The organism is Flavobacterium sp. LS1R10 (assembly GCF_003968825.1).
GTDB lineage: Bacteria > Bacteroidota > Bacteroidia > Flavobacteriales > Flavobacteriaceae > Flavobacterium.
On sequence record NZ_RYDH01000001.1, the window covers coordinates 819,101 to 839,623 of the forward strand.

The 20,523-nt window shown below is 37.0% G+C and carries 11 protein-coding genes; 4 read left to right on the plus strand and 7 right to left on the minus strand.

Annotation, left to right across the window (positions count from 1 at the left end):
• Positions 1-60 precede the first annotated feature (60 nt).
• The 6 genes from EKL96_RS03660 to EKL96_RS03685 form a co-directional block, all read right to left on the minus strand.
• Complete coding sequence (locus EKL96_RS03660; RefSeq protein WP_126458338.1) at positions 61-1,746, minus strand: alpha-amylase family glycosyl hydrolase; 1,686 nt, start codon at positions 1,744-1,746, stop codon at positions 61-63.
• A gap of 115 nt (positions 1,747-1,861) precedes the next feature.
• Positions 1,862-3,739: a glycoside hydrolase family 13 protein gene (locus EKL96_RS03665; protein ID WP_126458341.1), complete on the minus strand. Its 1,878-nt coding sequence runs from the start codon at positions 3,737-3,739 to the stop codon at positions 1,862-1,864.
• A gap of 213 nt (positions 3,740-3,952) precedes the next feature.
• Positions 3,953-6,259, minus strand: coding sequence for a glycoside hydrolase family 65 protein (locus EKL96_RS03670; protein ID WP_126458343.1), 2,307 nt, complete (start codon positions 6,257-6,259; stop codon positions 3,953-3,955).
• Between the two features lie 85 nt (positions 6,260-6,344).
• Positions 6,345-7,001 (minus strand): beta-phosphoglucomutase, encoded by a 657-nt coding sequence (gene pgmB / locus EKL96_RS03675; protein WP_126458345.1) that lies wholly within the window; start codon positions 6,999-7,001, stop codon positions 6,345-6,347.
• Between the two features lie 3 nt (positions 7,002-7,004).
• Positions 7,005-8,366: an MFS transporter gene (locus EKL96_RS03680; RefSeq protein ID WP_126458348.1), complete on the minus strand. Its 1,362-nt coding sequence runs from the start codon at positions 8,364-8,366 to the stop codon at positions 7,005-7,007.
• A gap of 246 nt (positions 8,367-8,612) precedes the next feature.
• Complete coding sequence (locus EKL96_RS03685) at positions 8,613-9,635, minus strand: LacI family DNA-binding transcriptional regulator (protein WP_126458351.1); 1,023 nt, start codon at positions 9,633-9,635, stop codon at positions 8,613-8,615.
• Positions 9,636-9,868: 233 nt separating this feature from the next.
• On the opposite strand from EKL96_RS03685, the gene EKL96_RS03690 reads away from it, so the two are divergent.
• The 4 genes from EKL96_RS03690 (at position 9,869) to EKL96_RS03705 (ending at position 18,498) form a co-directional block, all read left to right on the plus strand.
• Complete coding sequence (locus tag EKL96_RS03690; protein WP_126458353.1) at positions 9,869-12,808, plus strand: SusC/RagA family TonB-linked outer membrane protein; 2,940 nt, start codon at positions 9,869-9,871, stop codon at positions 12,806-12,808.
• 17 nt (positions 12,809-12,825) lie between these two features.
• The gene (locus EKL96_RS03695; protein WP_126458356.1) at positions 12,826-14,424 is read left to right on the plus strand and encodes a RagB/SusD family nutrient uptake outer membrane protein; all 1,599 of its coding nucleotides are present in this window, start codon (positions 12,826-12,828) and stop codon (positions 14,422-14,424) included.
• Between the two features lie 24 nt (positions 14,425-14,448).
• Positions 14,449-15,561, plus strand: a complete 1,113-nt coding sequence (locus tag EKL96_RS03700; RefSeq protein WP_126458358.1) for a SusE domain-containing protein — start codon at positions 14,449-14,451, stop codon at positions 15,559-15,561.
• Between the two features lie 75 nt (positions 15,562-15,636).
• On the plus strand, positions 15,637-18,498 hold the full coding sequence (locus EKL96_RS03705; RefSeq protein WP_126458361.1) for an alpha-amylase family glycosyl hydrolase: 2,862 nt from the start codon (positions 15,637-15,639) through the stop codon (positions 18,496-18,498).
• A gap of 106 nt (positions 18,499-18,604) precedes the next feature.
• Here EKL96_RS03705 and acs read toward each other — a convergent pair whose 3' ends face one another.
• Positions 18,605-20,512, minus strand: coding sequence for an acetate--CoA ligase (gene acs / locus EKL96_RS03710; RefSeq protein WP_126458363.1), 1,908 nt, complete (start codon positions 20,510-20,512; stop codon positions 18,605-18,607).
• Between the last annotated feature and the right edge of the window lie 11 nt (positions 20,513-20,523).

The following is a 20,523-nucleotide window of genomic DNA, read 5'->3' on the forward strand; positions in this document are numbered from 1 at the left end:
AAAATCAGATAAAAATTCTTTGTTTTGATAAATTTTATCTCCAAAAGAACATCTATCTTCTTAACCCTTGATTCGCATTTCTAATAAAACAATATCAAAGTCGGTTCGAATAGTCACTTTTCCTTTTGAAACTTTGGCTTCTTTTCCGGAATAGGCATCTCTTACTCTAGATCCATCTTCAAAAATAGGGGCTACAATAATTTCTTTTTTGCCAGTAGAGAGATCTAGACCAACCACTATTTTGTCTGTGAAAGTTCCTTTAGTGTATGTTCTTGAAAATGTGTAGGGCGTGTCCGAAATCATGGTGTGAATTCCAGCTCCCACAGCAGGATGGTTCTTTCTGAACTTTCCTAATTTTCTCCAGTGTGTCAGTATTTTTTTAGTTTCAGGATTGGATTTTATATCTTTCCAGTTCATAAAGGAGCGTAAGGTAGCATCGCCGTTTGTGCCTTCAATTACTAAGGGACGTGCACTCTCATCACCATAATATACTTGAGAAAGTCCCGGACTCAACAATAATTTTGTACCGGCTTCGATGCTTTTGGTGCGTTTTGCATCAAATGGAGCGCCGTCATCATGTGAGGATAAATAGTTTAAAACACTGTATCCTTTTAAATCGGTGTTGAGCTTGTCCGAGTATTTTGAGAATATGAATTCATAGTCTTTTTGGGCGTCCCATTTGAACTCAAAATTGATCATATTGTTGAAACCATTTTTAAAATAGTTTATTTTTTTATCTCCAAAATCAAAATCTTGTCCGCCGCTGATACCATAATTATAGACTTCGGCAATGGTGTAAAAGGAGTTGTTATCCAGTACTTTTGTAGGGTTTTTTTTCTTCCAAGTCTCAAATGAATAGTCACATTGCGTTTTGAAATCTGCCCAGACGGTTTCGTCTGTATGTTTTACGGTATCTCCTCTGTAGCCGTCTATCCCATAATCAGCAACGTAGTCTGTCAGCCATTTTATGATGTAATATTTTGGAGTTTTAGGATAGCCTGTCCGAGAAAAAAAAGCATCTAACTCATTCATTTCCTGTTCGTATCGACCTTCTTTTTTCCATTTTTCGACAAGAAAAGGAGGTAAGTCTACATTCTGGGTGCTTTCAGTTCTGATGTCTGGAAGATTGGCCACCAAAGTGCAGGTTGTTGTATTTTGATAATTTTTATAATCACAAACCGGATTGGTACGAACCCAGTAATTTGGCCAAACAGTATCTATTTCAGTCACAGGACCGGTGTGATTAATGACGCCGTCAAGAATGATTCTGATTCCTCGTGCATGCGCTTTTTTCACTAATTCAGCTAACTCTTTTTTAGTTCCAAAATTGGGATCTAATGCCGTCCAATCTTTGGCCCAATAGCCATGATAGCCATAACTCAATCCAGTGCCCTCATCTACAGCGTCATGAATTTGTTCCACTACAGGAGTAAACCAAATGGCATTTATCCCTAGTTTGTCAAAATAACCTTCTTCAATTTTTTTAGTAATTCCTTTGATATCTCCTCCTTCAAAACCACGAAGTTTTCCTGTAGTTTTAGTTCTGTTTAAAGTAATGTCATTGGAACGATCACCATTATTAAAGCGATCTGTCATAAGGAAATAGACATTAGCACCTTCCCAGACAAAAGGGGTTTTTTTTGTCTTTTTTATTGGAGTGTTGTTTTCCGTAACAGGTTTGGTACCGGAACAACTCACGCAAAAAGCGAGCACGGATAGAATTAATAGTAAAGATTTTTTTTTCATTTTTTTTTAAATTGAATAATTATTTTTTTGCTGGAGCTTCTTTTTCAAGGAGCAGCAGTCAGTATCTGGTATTTTTTTCAGTAGTTCTCCGGATTCTTGTATTTTAGAGTGTGAATTACTTCAGTTCTAAAATCAAAACAGATTTAGGTTCGATTATAATTTCGTTCGTCACGTCAAAGGTGAGTTCAGAAATGACATCTTTTCCAGTTTTAAAGTCTTTGATATTTTCTTTGAAACGATGTGTGTTTACCGTCTTGGTTTCGTTGCTGTTGTTCATTAAAACCATTACCGTTTCATTTGCATTGTATCTAAAATAAGCATAGATATTATTTTCCGGAATATAATGGGTTGTTTTTCCAAAATGAACCACTGCTTTTGTTTTTCTCCATTGGAACAATTTGGCGGTAAAATCAAAATAGTGGTTTTGCTCCGGAGTTCGTCCTTCCTTCGTAAAAGCATTGTTTTTATCGCCTTCCCAACCGCCTGGAAAATCAAGACGAATAGCTGCATCACCTTTGTTTTTATCACCGGCCATGCCTATTTCGCTTCCGTAATACAATTGTGGAATCCCGCGAACGGTAGCCATCAAAGTCATTGCCATTTTGTATTTTCTGATATCGTTCCCGTAGGTTTGATTGATGCGATTGGTATCATGATTTTCTGCAAATAGTAACATATTATTGACATTAGGATACAGAAAATCATTGGTAAAATTGTCATAGAGTTTTACCATTCCTTTGTCCCAAGAGCCGTCATCTTCATTGAAAACTTTAGTGACGGCTTCATATAATGTAAAATCCATTACACTTGGCAGATATGAATTGTAATTTTGTATTGCTGCAATTTTACTGTCTTTTTGCCAATACGCCATTTGCGCTTGACTTTGCATCCAGACTTCGCCTACAATATTAAAATTGGGGTATTCATCGGTTATGGATTTGGTCCATTTTGCAATTCCTTTTGGATCAGAATAATTGTAGGTGTCGACTCTGAAGCCATCTAAATCAGCATATTCTATCCACCAAATGGCATTTTGAATCAAGTATTTTAAAGTCAACGGATTCTTCAAATTTAAATCGGGCATCGATGGGACAAACCAACCGTCCAGCGTGATTTTTTTATCAATTTCAGAGGCATTGGTGTCGTGAATAACTGTTCTTTTATGATTTGTTTGGGTGTAGGTGTCAAATTGATTGATCCATTCTTTTGTGGGTAAATCCTTGATCATCCAATGTTCAATTCCCCAGTGATTCGTCACGTAATCCATCACCAGTTTCAGGTCTTTTTTGTGCATTTCAGCAGCCAATCGAACATAATCTTCATTGGTTCCGTAACGGGGATCTATTTTATACACATCAGATTGTCCGTAGGTGTGATACGAAAAAGCAGCGTCATTATCCTCGCACAGTGGTGTACTCCAAATTGTTGTTGCACCTAGTTCTGCTATGTAATCCAGATTTTTTATAATCCCTTCAATATCGCCACCGTGTCTTCCTCCGGGTAATTCTCTATTGTATTTTTCTTGGGTTGAATTTTCACTATCGTTGTTTCTGTTTCCGTTGGCAAAGCGATCTGGCATCAACAAATACATCATATCCGAAGCGTCAAAGCTTTTGCGTTGCGCTGAGTTTTCTCTTCTTTTCTTAAGGCTGTATTTTTGTGTAAAGGTTTCTTTACTGTTGTTTTTAAAGGTAAAAATCAGATCTGATGCCACCACTTTTTTAGTGTCAATGGTAACAAATAGGTAGTTGGGATTTTCCGTTCTTTTTACGTCGGTTATTTTTATGCCATTAGAAACCGTTACTTGGTTTTGAGCAATGCCTTTGCCATAAAAAAGAATTTGCAGCTCTGGATTCTGCATTCCTGCATACCAAAAAGGGGGTTCCACTTTGTCGATTTGCGCATGTACAGTTATTGACATAAAAAAAAGGAATAAAGTTATTTTTTTTAGAAAGCTTCTGTTTAAGAACGGAAATTGATCTGTTTTCTTCATTGTATGTATTTTTTAGTGCTATTTAATGTTGTGTTGGCTTCAAATAAAACGGATTCATGTTTGAAAAGAACTATTTTCAGCATTTTAGAGGCCATTCTTTTTTTATTTAAGAGTAGTTTTCAATCGAACAATCCCAATAGATATTGGGATTGTCAGTAAGCCTAGCAAGGCTTGGGTTCAAATGATAGAATTAACTACAAGTTCTAGCAAATGTTAGTTTACGGAGACTAAATTTTCAGTAGTGACCACAAGAGTCTTGCCATTTACCACAATTTCCAATTCTTTATCTCCAAGAATTGTAAATAAAGTCTCTTTATGATCGATCGCTACTTTCAGAATTTGATTTCTAAAGTTGATTTTAAACGAATAGCCTTTCCATTGTTTTGGGATTTTTGGAGAAAAATGAAGCGTATCATCTTTAACTCTCATTCCGCCAAAACCTTCTACGATACTCATCCAGGTTCCGGCCATTGAGGTTATATGGCACCCTTCTTCGACCTCTTTATTGTAATCATCAAGATCCAGACGTGACGTTCTCAAATAGAACGAGTACGCCATGTCCATTTTGTCTAATAAAGCGGCTTGAATCGAGTGTACGCAGGGCGAAAGGGAGCTCTCATGAACCGTTAAGGATTCATAAAATTCAAAATTGTTTTTCAGTTCTTCTTTCGAAAAATGATCTTCAAAGAAATAAAAACACTGTAAAACATCGGCTTGTTTGATGTATGGCGAACGCAAAATTCTATCCCAAGACCATTTCTGATTGATGGGTCTTTGGCTTTTATCCAAATCAACTACACGAACCAATTCTTTGTCCAAGAAACCGTCTTGTTGCAAGTACACATTATGTTCTTCCGAAAAAGGGAAGTACATATTGTCCGAAATTTTTTTCCAAGACTGTAATTCGGAATCGGAGATTTTTACCTTTTCTGTAATTCTTTTGTGATCCGAAGGATATTCCAGCGATACTTTCTGAATTTGTTCGTAGGTATATTCCAGACACCATTTTGCAATATAATTGGTGTAAAAATTATTGTTTACGTTGTTCTCATATTCGTTTGGACCCGTAACGCCAAGAATTACATATTGGTTTAAATTAGTCGAAAAATTCGCTCTTTGATGCCAGAAACGAGCAATTCCTATTAATACTTCTAGTCCTTTTTCAGGAATATAACTGTAATCGCCAGTGTATCTGTAAAAGTTATAAATGGCATAAGCGATAGCTCCGTTTCTATGAATTTCTTCAAAAGTAATTTCCCATTCGTTATGACATTCCTCGCCGTTCATCGTCACCATTGGATACAAAGCTGCTCCGTTAGTAAATCCTAATTTAGTAGCGTTTTCAATGGCTTTATCCAATTGATTGTAACGGTACGTCAATAAATTCCGAGCCACTTCCTGATCTTTGGTCGCCATGTAAAACGGAATGCAGTACGCTTCCGTATCCCAATAGGTAGAACCTCCGTATTTCTCTCCGGTGAAACCTTTTGGACCAATATTCAATCGGGAATCTTTGCCTAAATAGGTTTGGTTTAATTGGAAAATATTGAAACGAATTCCTTGTTGTGCTTTGACATCGCCATCAATTGTAATGTCTGACATTTCCCAAATTTTTGCCCAAGCATCAATCTGGTCCTGCAACATTTGGTCATAGCCTACTGCTAAAGCGGATTGAATCACTTTTTCGGCAGCAGTAATGGTATTTTCATGGTTTAAGGAAACCGTATACCCGCCAATTTTTTGGATCGATGATTTTTGACCCTGTCCCACAATTACATCATAACTAAACTGAATTTTATCAGCAGTTGCATCAATATTAGAAGGAGAAATTCCCATTTTTTCACCACTAGTAAAAATGCTATTTTGCATGAAAGTGGTTACTTTGAAATGTGTTTTGAAGGTTTGTGCCGTTACAAAAGCTTCATTTCCTGATTTTTTTACATCAAGCGGTTCCCAGAATTTTTCTTCCCAGTTCGCATCTTCATTGGTTACACCAGCATCAATGTAAGGTTTGTAAACGATTTTTGAATCTTTGTTCAAAGGGGTAATTTCATAATTGATAACCCCAACTTCATCCAACACGATTGAAAGAAAACGACGAATACTAACTGCGATTTCGGTTCCGTTTTTTAAAGTGGCTTCAAAAGAGCGGTGGTACCAACCTTCTTTCATGTTCAGCTCCCGACGAAAGTTTTTGACTTCAGCACAGGTATTCAAATCTAATTTTTCTCCATTGATTTCAATATCAATTCCAATCCAGTTTGGTGCATTCAAAACTTTAGCAAAGTATTCTGGATACCCGTTTTTCCACCAGCCCACTTTGGTTTTATCCGGATAATAAATTCCCGCAATATAACTTCCCTGAAATGTTTCACCAGTATAATTTTCTTCAAAATTAGCCCGTTGTCCCATAGCACCGTTGCCAATGCTGAACAAACTTTCAGATGATTTTACACACTCGGCATCAAATCCTTCTTCTATGATAGACCAATTGTCTGGTTTTATATAATCTTGATTCATTTTTTATAATTTAAAAATTCAAAGATTAAAAATTATTGTGATGCACAAATAATATTATCCTTTTTACTTTTTTGAATTTGTTTCGTTATTTGTTAATTAATTCTTCTATGAATTGGGTATCGATAGCTGTAAAATCGTTGAAGATGTATTTTGCTTCGTGCAAAGTAGTTGCTTCCCCAATTCCTATGCTGGTCATATTACCAATATTCGCCGCTTGAACTCCTGCGACTGAATCTTCAAAAACAATTGAATCTTCTGGTTTTATTTTTAATAATTTTGCGGCCATTAAGAATACTTCCGGATCGGGTTTCGCATTGGTCACATCATTTCCGTCTACAACAGCGTCAAAATAAGAGAGTAGTCCTGTTTTTTCCAGAATGGGTCTGGCGTTTTTACTGGCTGAACCCAATGCGATGGGTTGGTCGTTTTGTTTTAAAAATTTTAAAATTTCAAAAACTCCCGGAAGAATCTCACTTTCATTCATATCCACTAAATAAGATAAGTATTCCTCGTTTTTTTGGACTAACCATTGGTCTTTGTCTTCTTGTGAGGCGGTTACTTTTCCTAGGTCTAATATAATATCCAAAGAGCGCACCCGGCTGACTCCTTTTAGTAATTCGTTGTGTTCCAGTGTAAATTCGATATTTAATTCATTTGCAATTTTTTGCCACGCTAAATAATGGTATTTAGCCGTGTCTACAATCACTCCGTCTAGGTCGAATATAAATGCTTTTGTATTCATTGATTATTGTTTTATTAGGTCATCAACATCTTGTACTTTAACTACTAAAATAGCAGCAATCAAAAAGCTGACACCACTAGTGACTAATGCAAATATGGCATTGTCATGGTATACATATTTAACTAATGGTCCGCCAATTAAGGCATTGATAATTTGGGGAATAACGACAAAGAAGTTGAAAATACCCATGTAAACTCCCATTTTCATTGGGGAGATTGATCCGGCTAATATGGCATACGGCATAGATAGAATACTAGCCCAAGCGATACCCACTGCAACCATAGAAAGAATAAGCCAGTTTTCGTTAGGGACAAAATAGATCGAAATTAATCCAAGGCCACCAATAATAAGGGATAGGGAATGGGTTAATTTTCTTCCGATCTTTTTTGCGATATAAGGCAACGCAAAAGCATAGAAAGCAGAAACCAAATTGTAAATACCAAACAACACGCCAACCCAGTCTCCTGCATTTTGATACGCCTCACTTTTGCTGTCCGAAATAGGTAAACCATAAATATGATGGGCTATGGCCGGAGTGGTAAAAACCCACATTCCAAACAAACCAAACCAAGAGAAAAATTGTACCCAACTCAATTGCCGCATCGTGGTAGGCATTTTTCTGAAATCATCAAAAATGTCCAGTACGCTGGATTCTTTAGCATTGGCATCAGCCACTTTGGTTTTCTGATGCGCCATTTCGTCTTCAAATTGGGCTAGCTCTTCCGGAGAATATTCTTTGGTAGAAAAAATGGAAACCAGGATAGAACCTATAAGTATAACAGCTCCAATTACAAAAGATAAAATCAAATGCATGGGAACACCGCCATCCTCATCTCTATTGGAAACGCCAAACCAATTCGTCAAAACATAAGGCAGCCAAGAACCAATCACGGCACCGAAACCAATTAAGGCGGTTTGTACGCTAAATCCAAGTGTTCTTTGATCCGTTCTTAAATTGTCGCCTACTAAAGCCCTGAAAGGTTCCATAGCAATATTGAAAGAGGCATCCATAATCATCAACATTCCGGCACCTACCCATAAGGCAGGCAAAAGAGCAATGAAAATTTCGGCTTGCGGCATTAATATTAAACCAATGGAGGCTAACAAAGCACCCACTAAAAAGAATGGTTTTCGTCTTCCAAATTTCCCCCACGTTTTATCACTGTAATGGCCTATGATGGGCTGTACAATAAGTCCCATCAAAGGGGCAATGATCCAAAACCAGGATAGTTCGTGCACATCAGCACCAAAAATCTGAAGAATTCTGCTGGCATTAGCATTTTGCAGTGCAAAACCCATCTGTATTCCCAGAAATCCGAAACTCATGTTCCAAATTTGCCAGAAACTTAATCTACGCTTTTCCATTATCGTAATTTATAAATTAATACGATAAGCGATATGCTTATCAAAACTTGTCTTATTTTCGAAGTAAAAGTGAGGCTTTGATGGGGTAAATATAAAAATATATTTTAAACTTTTGTTTTTCAGATACAAATAAAAAGAAACATTTTTCACTACAAGGTTGTAGTACTGAATATAATACAGCTGTTTTAAAAATTAGTCACAGTTTTCAGTCGCAGTTTTATGAAGGCAACTGAAAACGTATAATATCTAATGTGTAGATTCTCTTTCTATCAGATGCGTTTCAATTACTTCAGTTTTGTAATTTTCATCTTCTTCATCTTCCTCAGATTCGAGTCTTTCAATCAGCATTTTTGCCGCTTTATTTCCCATTTTGATACCATTCTGACTTACAGTAGTAATAGTAGGTGTAGAATATTTAGAAATGATACCATCTGTAAAGGCAATAACGGCTAAGTCTTTAGGGACATTTAATCCTATTTTATTGGCGGTTTTAATTATCGTTACTGCAAAAAGTTCGTTTACAGCAAAGACGGCATCAATGGCTTTGTCTTCTAATAGTTTTCCAATAGTGATTTCGCAGGTATCAACATCTTCAATTTTGATAATAAGATTTTCATTGAAGGGGATGTCATTGTCCAGTAATGCTTTGATATAACCATCTGTGCGAAGTTTACCCACACTCACATAATCAACAGTGGTAACTAAGGCGATTTTTTTCCGTCCTTTATCAATCAAGCTCTGAACGGCTTCATAGGCTGCAGATTGATCGTCTATAATGACTTTATCGCAAAAGATATCGTTCGTAACTCTGTCAAACATGACTACAGGCATTCCCTGATTGATGACTTCTGTAATGTGGTGAAAATCGCCTTTGAATTGGGTTTCTTTAGACAGTGACATAATGAATCCGTCAATACTGCCGTTAGCGAGCATTTCCATATTCAGGACTTCTTTATCAAAGGAATCGTCTGAGAGGCAAATGAGTACGCTATATCCGTTTTCATTGGCCACTTGTTCAATTCCATTGATGACCGTGGAGAAGAAATGATGCACAATTTCCGGGATGATAATTCCAATGGTTTTTGTTTTTCTGTTTTTTAGGCTCAGCGCAATATTATTGGGTTTGTAATTGTAAAATTTGGCGAAAGCTTGTACTTTAAGTCTGGTTTCCTCGCCTATTTCTGGACTGTTCCGTAATGACTTAGAAACGGTAGAAATAGAAACGTCTAATTCTTTGGCAATTTGTTTAAGCGTTATTTTCCTTTTCATGTGGAGAGGGAGTAAAATTTTATTTCGTAATAAAGATAAAATTTAATTTTACAAATGGTAATTAAACGGGTTAAAATTTAAATAAAACAAAAAGTTTTCAACACTATTACGTTTTCGTAACCCAATTAAAAAGGGCTCTTGTCGGGCGTGCAAAAATTTACATAAATTTAACATTCGAAGTAATAGTTACGCTTGAAAATTCAAGGAAAATTCAATTAAATTAAAGAAAATGTATGAAAACAATTTATAAAAAGTTGTTGATTTTAGTACTGCTGCTCCCTTTTAGTGTTCTGGCTCAGAATATTGTTGGCGGAACCGTTCTTGATAAAGTGTCAGGACAGCCAATTCCAGGGGTAAACATAAATGTACAGGGTACAAATAATGGTGTTTCTACTGATTTTGATGGTAAATATCAGTTGTCTAATGTAAAAAGAGGGGATAAAATTGTGTTCTCTTATATTGGTTACACCAATACGGTCGTGACTTATGTTGCTCAAAATTCATTAAACGTGTCTTTAGAAGAAGATGCCAATCAATTAAAAGAAGTGGTGATCCAAGTGGGTTACGGGACTGTTAAGAAAAAAGATGCTACAGGAGCGGTAACCGTGCTGACTTCCAAAGATTTTAATAAAGGACCTGTTACTTCTGCAGATCAAATGATAACAGGGAAAGTAGCTGGTTTGCAGGTTATTAATGGAGGAGGTTCTCCAGGTGAAGGTGCAACTATCAGAATTAGAAGTGGCTCTTCACTATCTGCTAATAACGATCCGTTGTATGTTATTGATGGTGTGCCGGTTGCTGCTGGTGGCGTAGAAGGAAGTAGAAATCCTTTGAGTACTATTAATCAAAATAATATTGAATCGATTACGGTTTTGAAAGATGCTTCGGCAACTGCTATCTACGGATCTCGTGCTTCGAATGGGGTAATTATAATTACTACCAAAAAAGGTAAAGCAGGGGAAATGCAAATTAATTATAATGCAAACTTCCAGGTTTCTGAAATCACGAATAAAGTAGATGCTTTATCAAGTACACAATTCAGAGATTTTGTAACGGCTAACGGAAATGCTGCTCAAATCGCGTTGATGGGTGCTGCTGATACAGATTGGCAGGATGAAATATTCAGAACAGCTATTGGTACAGATCATAATATTGCCCTAAGCGGTGGTTCTGATAATATAGTGTACAGAGCCTCTGTGGGATATGCTAATTTGAATGGTATCTTAAAAAGAGATAACATGGAGCGTACTACAATGTCTGCTGGTATAACCGGAAACTTCTTTGACGATCATTTAAAGATAGAATTGAATAATAATACGTCTCTGATTAATAGTAATTATAGTAATCGTGGTGCTATTGGTTCAGCCATTCGTTTTGATCCAACACAAGCGGTAAGAAATCCTGACGGAACCTTTTTTCAATGGTATACGTCTCCAACTGAAATCAACCAATTGGCAGGCAGAAACCCATTGTCTCAAATCGAACAACAAAACAGTTTTGGAACAGCGTACAGAAGCATTGGAAATATTCAAACCGAATATAAAATGCATTTTTTACCAGAATTAAAAGCAGTAGCTAATTTTGGATACGATCAATTAACAGGACGTTCATTTGGTAATACAGAAGCTAATTTTTTGAATGGACTTTCCGGTTCCGGTTTCAAGAATACGTATGAAAAAACCCAATCACGGTTCAATAAATTGATGGATTTGTACTTAAATTACAACAAAAAAGTAGAATCGATCAATACCGTTTTTGATGTTACTGGAGGGTATTCCTACCAAGATTTCAGAGAGACTTTTTACTCTTCCAATTTTAATTTTCAGAGTAATAACACTACGGTAGATCCTAATTTCCCGTCCCGTATCAACTTGCAGTCTTTCTTTGCAAGAACAAATATTAATATCGCCGATAAGTATTTAGTGACTTTGTCCTATAGACGTGATGGTACTTCAAGATTTACAGAATCAAATCGTTGGGCTAATTTCCCTGCTGTTGCTTTGGCTTGGAAACTGAACGAAGAAAACTTTTTGAAAGACGTAAGTAGTATTTCTACCTTAAAAATCCGTGGGGGTTGGGGTATTACCGGACAACAGGATATTGGAATAAGTTATCCATCTATTCCGTTGTATTTAGCCTCTAATACTGCTGCTCAATACCCGTTTGGAAGTCAGTTTTACACCACTTACAGACCACAGCCGTACAACAGTAATTTGAAATGGGAACAAACCACCACTGTGAATGCAGGGTTGGATTTTGGATTTTTGAACAATAGAATCAATGGTAGTGTTGATTTGTACAAAAGAACAACAGAAGATTTATTATTGTACACACAAAATCCATCTTTCTTCGGGTTTTCAAATTTTGACAATTATAACGTAGGAACAATTGAAAATAGGGGTATTGAGATTGCTGCAGAAGTAATCCCATTTCGTTCTGATGATTTTGAATGGAGAATTGGCGGAAACGTAACCTTTCAAGAGTCTAAAATCACTAAGCTGACTACTACACTTCCTAATACGCCAGGAATTAATGTTGGAGGCTATGAAGGTGCTACCGGAAATTTTATTCAAAATCACCAAGTGGGTTATGCACCAAGTTCTTTTTACGTGTATGAGCAAGCGTATGGTGTAAACGGAAAACCTTTAGATGGGGTGTATGTTGACAGAAATCAAGATGGAATAATATCAGAGTTGGATAAATACCGTTTTCATAAACCGGCAGCAGATGTTTTTTACGGGTTTAACACTAGTGTGACCTACAAAAATTTTGACATGGGAATGAACTGGAGAGGATCATGGGGTAATTACAATTACAACAATGTGGATTCCAGTAAAGGATCTTTCAATAATATTTTGATCAGAAACACAGATTTGTCAAACGGAGTTGAAAATGTTTTGGAAACAGGTTTCAGATCTAATGACACCAAACGTTTCGAATCCGATTATTACATTCAAGATGCCTCTTTTGTAAGATTAGACAACGTAAGTGTTGGCTATACTTTCAATCAAAAAGAGAATACGTCTTCATTAGTTAAATTGACATTATCAGCACAAAATGTTTTGATCATTACTAATTATGAAGGATTAGATCCAGAAATTTCTGGAGGTATAGATGGAAATTTATACCCACGACCAATTACTTTCACGTTAGGTTTAAACGTTAATTTTTAATACAAATAGTAAGAAAAATGAAAAAGATACAAATAAAATTATTGGGTATTTCTTTGTTACTGTGCGTGATGGTATTCTCATCGTGTACAGATGATTTGAGCCAAGCCCCGGCAAGTAGTGTTGCAGTTCCGGGAGAACAGTTTTTTAGCACCCCGGAATCGTACAAACAAAATCTGGCCAAGTTATACGCAGGATTTGCTACTTCAGGGCAAACTGCAGCTGGTTCTCCAGATATCTCCGGAATTGATGAAGGGGAAAGTCAATACATCAGAGGGATCTGGTTGATGCAGGAATTAACAACAGATGAAGCTGTTATTGCCTGGAATGACGGAACAATAAAAGACCTTCATTCACAAACATGGACTTCTTTAGACCGTTTTATCACGGCTACATTTGCTCGATTTTCTTTTCAAATTGTAAACTGTAATGAGTTTTTAAGACAAACTACGGATGCTAAATTAGCCTCCAGAGGTCTTGATGCCGCTTTGATAGCAAAGATTAAAACCTACAGAGCAGAAGCGCGTTTTATTAGAGCATTCACCTATTGGCACTTGATTGATATGTTTGGCGGAGGTTCTTTGGTTACTGAAGATTCCCCAACGAGTTTTTACTACCCGGAATATGCGTCAAGAGCAGAATTATACAAATTTGTGGATGCCGAATTAACAGCAATTATTCCAGAATTGAAAGCGCCAAAATCAAATGAGGCGTATCGTGTGGATCAAGCTGCTGCCTGGATGTTACAAGCTAAGTTATACATGAATGCTAAAGTATATATTGGTACTGATAATTATGCAGGAGCATTGCCTTTGATTACTAAAGTAATAGGATCAGGGTATACTTTACACAACAATTATAACCAATTATTTTTTGCGGATAATGATAGAAACGGAGCTCAAAACGAATTCATTTTTGCAATTGCTTTTGATGGACTAAGAACGCAAACGTATGGTGGGACTACTTTCTTGACGCATGCACCAGTTGGTGGTACTATGAAGGCTTCTGAATTTGGAATCAATGGTGGTTGGGCTGGTATCAGAACAACATCAGCATTTGTAAATAAGTTTAGTGAAAATACTACAGACGCAAGAGGTCAATTTTATACTGATGGACAAACTAAAGAAATTGCTGATATTGGTACATTTACTGATGGATACGCAATTCAGAAATTTAGAAATGTGACCGTAAACGGAGTTCAGGGCTCAGATAAATCAGGAGACTTTTCTGACTCTGATTTTCCAATGTTCCGTTTAGCCGATGCGTATTTAATGTATGCTGAATGTGCGGTAGTTGGTAAAGTAGGAGATCTAGGAACTGCCAGAGGATATGTAAATGCTTTAAGAACCAGAGCGAATGCTTCAACGATAAGTGCTCTTACTGCGGATGCTGCAGGTGCTAACCTGATTCTAGACGAGCGAGCAAAAGAACTGCACTGGGAAGGACACCGAAGAACGGATTTAATTCGTTTTGGTAAATTTACAGGCGGTAGTTATGTGTGGCCTTGGAAAGGAAATGTAGCGGGTGGTGCGCCAACGCAAGCATTTAAAAATTTATTTCCTATTCCTGCTACAGCATTAGCATCAAACAATAAATTGAAACAAAACCCTGGGTATTAATAAAATTTAAATAATAAATAAAAAATGAAAAATATAACTAAATCAGTAATTGCCTTATTCGCAGTTCTTACCTTGTCTTGTAGCGTAGAGGATGTAGAAGACAGACCAGTAATTCAAGGAGTGGATACTCCTGAATTAGTGGCGCCTGAAAATGATAAATCATACGTTTTACTAGAAGAAAATGCGGAAGATGTTATAGAACGTTTTGTGTGGACCAAAGCAACTTATGCTGGTAATGTAGAGATTGGGTACAAACTTTTGATGGATGTTAAAGGAGGAAATTTTACAAAAGCAATTGAATTAGGAGGAACTTCTGGAGCAACTCAAATTGAAGTAACTGTAAAAACATTGAATCAAGCAGTAATTCAATTGGGTGGAACACCTGATCAACTGGGTTCTTATGATGTCAAAGTAGTTTCTAGTTTAGCAGGAATTGAAAAAATGATGTCTAAAACTCCACTGACTATTTTAGTTAATGCGTACACTGGATTAATTCCTTACGCATTTAAAGACTGGTATTTTGTAGGCGACGCAACTGCTTCAGGATGGAACAATAATAATAAAAACCAACCTTTATTCAGAAGCGGAACAAACCCAAGTTTGTATCAATTTACTGGATTTTTCAAAGCGGGTGCATTCAAATTAATTTCTACACTTGGACAATGGGCTCCAATGTATGGTAAAGGAGATAATGGTGCTATTGTGGCTAGACCTACAGAAGCTGATCCAGATCCAGCATCTTTTACTATTGCAACGGAAGGCTATTATACTTTTACAATGAATACTGAAACATTAAAATACACTTTAGTGACGTATAATGCAGCTGCTGCTAAAACTTTCACTACCGTAGGTATCATTGGAGATAGCACACCATTAAAATGGGATGCTTCAACAGCATTAACCCAATCTACGTTCAATTCTCATGTTTGGTCATTAAATTTGTTGCCATTAAATGATGGTAAAGCTAAATTTAGAGCAAATAATGCATGGGACGTAAGTTGGGGTGGAAACACTGCTTTTTCAGGATTCCCAAATAACGGAACAAGTGGAGGTGACCTACCGGTTGCAAAATCTAAATACAAAATCTATTTTAATGATTTAGATGGTAGTTATTTAATGATTCCTAATCAAGGATAATTTATTTCAAAATTTTTTAAGGGCTATCTATGGGTAGCCCTTTTTTTTAGTTTTTAATTTAATTAATACTTAGCCATGAAAAAAAATCTACTTTTATTAATTTTACTTATAACCTCTATAAGTTATTCCCAATTTACAACTACGCCATCACCTGCAATTGCAAGTAGTGCAGTTACTCTTAATTTTAACAAAACAGGAACGCCACTCGCCAGTTATACAGGTACAATATATGCGCATATTGGTTTAACTGTTAATGGCACAAGATGGCAAAACGTGAAAGGGAGTTGGGGTAATAATTCCACACAACCCGCATTAACATTGGTTTCAGGAACTACTTATAAATTGGATCTTACTCCGGATTTGTATGCTTATTTTGGGATTCCAAATACGAGCTCTATTACAGAAATTTGTGTAGTCTTAAGAAATGATGCCGGAAATATGCAGACTGCTGATACTTTTTTTAATGTTGGAGCTTTTCAGGCAACTTTAACTTCTCCAGCAGAAAACAGTTCGACAATTATTGCATCTGGTGGCAGTTTGAATATTTCAGCTTCTAATACAGGAGGAAATGCCAGTTATGTTTTGAAGGCAAACGGAACAAATTTAAATATAAATACAGCGGCTTCCAGTTATACTTTTAATCACACAAATATCACCGGAAATCAAATCTATGAGTTGGAAGTTACTCAAGGAACTACTGTTATTACTAAAAAATTCAGTGTGATTGTAAATACGGGTACGATAAGTGCCGCGATGGCTAATGGTTTGTTAGACGGAATTAATTACAATACTGGTGATGCGACAAAAGCAACTTTAGTGTTGGATGCACCTTTAAAAGATTTTATTTATGTAGCAGGGAGTTTTAATAACTGGCAGCCAACATCAGCGCACTCTATGAAAAAAGACCCAACCAGCGGTAAATTTTGGTTAGAATTAACCGGATTGGTCTCGGGGACAAATTACATGTATCAATATTGGGTGGGGGACGCAACTCCCTTGGCCGGTTCGCCTGGTTTAGTAAAAACTGCGGATCCTTATTCCACTTTGGTTTTATCTCCTTTTGATGATCCAGGGATTTCATCTGTAAATTATCCAAATCTTCCGGTATATCCCGTTGGTCAGGAACGTGAAGTAACCGTTTTGCAAACCGGGAAAGCTGCTTACGCTTGGAGTAGCGCCACTACAAACTTTGTTAAACCAGCTAAAGAAAAATTAGTAGTTTATGAATTGTTAGTGCGTGATTTTGATGCCAATAAAAGCTATCAGGACTTGATTAATAAAATCGATTATTTCAAAAATTTGAAGATAAATGCGATTGAATTAATGCCAGTGATGGAATTTGAAGGCAATGAAAGTTGGGGTTACAATACCTCTTTTCACATGGCTTTGGATAAATTCTATGGCACTTCGGATAAATTGAAAGAGTTTATTGATTTATGCCATCAAAACGGAATTGCTGTTATTCTTGATGTGGCGCTAAATCACGCTTTTGGTAGAAACCCAATGCTTCGCATGTGGATGAATGATCCTGACGGCAATGGTTGGGGCTCGCCTTCCACTGAAAATCCTTATTTTAATACAACAGCGATGCACAGTTATAGTGTGGGGGAAGATTTTAATCATCAACTGCCCAGAACACAAAATTATGTACAACGGGTCATTAAACAATGGGTTGAAGAATATAAAATTGACGGTTTTCGTTGGGATTTAACCAAAGGTTTTACACAAAATTGTCCAGCGAACGTAGCTGGCGGGCAAGAAAATTGTACCGGCAGTTTACAACAAGATAGAATAGATGTATTGAAAAAATATGCTGATTATTCTTGGAATTTAGATCCAAATCACTACGTTATTTTCGAACATTTGGGTGGTAATGAGGAAGAACAACAATGGGCTAATTACAGGTTGAATGAAACGTTAAGTAAAGGCGTGATGATGTGGGGAATAATGACTTTTGACTATAACAATCTTACAAAAGGGTATGCAGGTAATATTTCAAGAATGAGTTCATCAAGTCGAGGATTTACTGCACACCGATTGATGGGCTATGCAGAGAGTCATGATGAGGAGCGCTTAATGTACAATAATGTGCAAGCAGGAAACAATACCACTGCGGACCATAATGTACGAACGCTTACTGTAGCTTTATCCAGAATGTCTGCATTAGGAGCTGTTTCTTTATTGGTTCCAGGGCCAAAAATGATTTGGCAATTTGGAGAATTAGGATGGAATTCTTCTATTTTTACCTGCAATAATGGAACTGTGAACTCTCCTTCAGATGGTACATCAGGAGATTGTAAGTTAGATACTAAACCGCAACCACAATGGGTCAATAACTGGATTGGAGATACCAACAGAAGCAAGATTTACAATGATTGGTCCAAAATGATTACGATGAAGACCGAAGAACCTGTGTTTTTAGGAACTGTAACAATCAATAATAGCAGTTCGTTATTACCGAATATCAAAATTACCAACAGTGCACTAGCATCAACACAACTGAAAGATGTATTGATTGTAGCTAATTTTGATGTGACGCCAAAAAATGCTCCTTCCGGGTTTCCATACACCGGAACATGGTACAATTTGATGGACAATACATCTATTAATGTAATCAGTACCTCAGTTGCAATTACTTTGAAACCGGGAGAATTTAAAATCTATGGGAATAAAACAGCATCATTGGCAATAGCGGATTACGAAAAATCACCAACGATTGTGTTGTATCCAAATCCGGCATCTGATTATTTTACATTGAATGAAACAACGGCTAAGGTGCAGGTGTTTTCTATCACGGGACAATTGCTAAAAAGTTTTGATACCAATAAAACGGCAGGATCTCAATTTTCGGTTAGTGATTTGAATCAAGGACTTTACATCGTAAAAACATTTGATGAAAATAATGAAATGAAAGTATTGAAACTGTTGAAAAATTAAGAATACCTTGAAGATTGAAAAGGCTGTCCATAAAAAGGCAGCCTTTTTTGTATAAAAAAACTGCTCCATAAATGAAGCAGTTTTTAACTACAATTACAACTAAATATTAAATTTTACCGTCTTTGATTTCCTCCACAATTTCAGGATTTAACAAGGTTGAGGTATCGCCAAAATTAGAATAATCCCCTTCGGCAATCTTACGCAAAATTCTGCGCATGATTTTTCCGGAACGGGTTTTTGGCAAACCGGAAACAAACTGGATTTTATCTAATTTGGCAATGGGTCCTATGTGATCGGATATGTGTTGGTTGATCTCTTTACTCAGGTTTTCTCTGTCGCGATATTCTCCGGTTTCTTTTAGAATTACAAAACCATACAACGCATTTCCTTTGATATCATGCGGGAAACCTACAATGGCTGATTCCGCAACAGCAGGATGTTCATTGATGGCATCTTCAATAGGGGCAGTCCCCAGATTGTGTCCGGAAACAATTACTACATCATCTACACGTCCAGTGATTCTGTAATACCCAACCTCGTCACGCAAAGCGCCGTCGCCAGTGAAATATTTACCTGGAAAGGTAGAAAAATAGGTTTCTTTATACCGTTGATGATCGCCCCAAATTGTTCTTGCAATTCCTGGCCAAGGAAATTTAATACACAAACTTCCGGTAACCTGATTCCCTTCTATTTCATTTCGTTTTTCATCCATCAAAACGGGTTGGATTCCCGGTAAAGGTAATGAAGCATAAGTAGGTTTTGTCGGGGTTACAAAGGCAATTGGTGAGATCATAATTCCTCCGGTTTCCGTTTGCCACCACGTATCTACCACAGGACATTTTTTATCGCCTACGTGGTTGTTGTACCAGTGCCATGCTTCCTCATTGATGGGTTCTCCTACAGATCCAATTACTTTCAAAGAGGTCAACTGGTAGCGTTGCACGTATTCGATGCTTTCTTTTGCCAAAGCTCTAATCGCTGTTGGCGCCGTGTAAAACTGGGTAACTTTGTGTTTTTCGATGGTTTGCCAAAAGCGACTGAAATCAGGATAAGACGGAACGCCTTCGAAAATTACGGTCGTAGCTCCGTTCAATAACGGGCCGTAAAGAATATAGGAATGTCCGGTAATCCAGCCAATATCAGCGGTACACCAGAAAATATCATTGTCTTCATAATTAAAAACGTTCTTGAACGTATATGCAGAATACACCATATAACCGGCTGTAGTGTGAACCATTCCTTTTGGTTTTCCTGTTGAACCGGAAGTATAAAGGATGAACAAAGGATCTTCGGCATCCATGATTTCAGCCACATTGTTATTCGAAGCTTGGTCTAAAAGTGGTTGCAGCCATTGGTCACGACCTTCTTTCATGTGGATAGTGGAGTTGATTCTTTTAGCTACTAAAACGTTCTCTACACAAGGGCAATTCAATAAGGCTTCGTCAACGATACTTTTTAAATCGATGGTTTTATTCCCGCGATACCCACCATCTGAAGTGATGACCATTTTACATTCGCTGTCATTGATTCTTGCGGCAACTGCCGAGGCGGAAAATCCTGCAAAAACAACCGAATGGATTGCTCCAATTCTGGCGCAGGCCAGAGTGGTAATCGCTAATTCAGGAATCATTGGTAAATAAATACAAACCCGATCTCCTTTTTGTATGCCTTGCTCCTTTAAGACATTCGCCATTTTGCAAACACGCTCGTATAACTCATTATATGAAATATGCAATGCCTCTTCATTTGGGTCATTCGGTTCAAAAATGATAGCTGTTTTATCTCCTTTTTTAGCAAGATGCCTGTCGATACAGTTTTTTACAATGTTTACTTTGGCATTGGTAAACCATTTTATTTCGGCGTCAGCCATATTGAAATCAACTACTTTATCCCATTGCTGGTACCAAGTAAAATTCTCTGAGGCCACTTTGTCCCAGAATTTTCCCGGTTCACGAATTGATTTTTTGTAATGTTTAAAGTACTCTTCTAGATTATTAATTTTATAGTAACTCATGATTATTGATA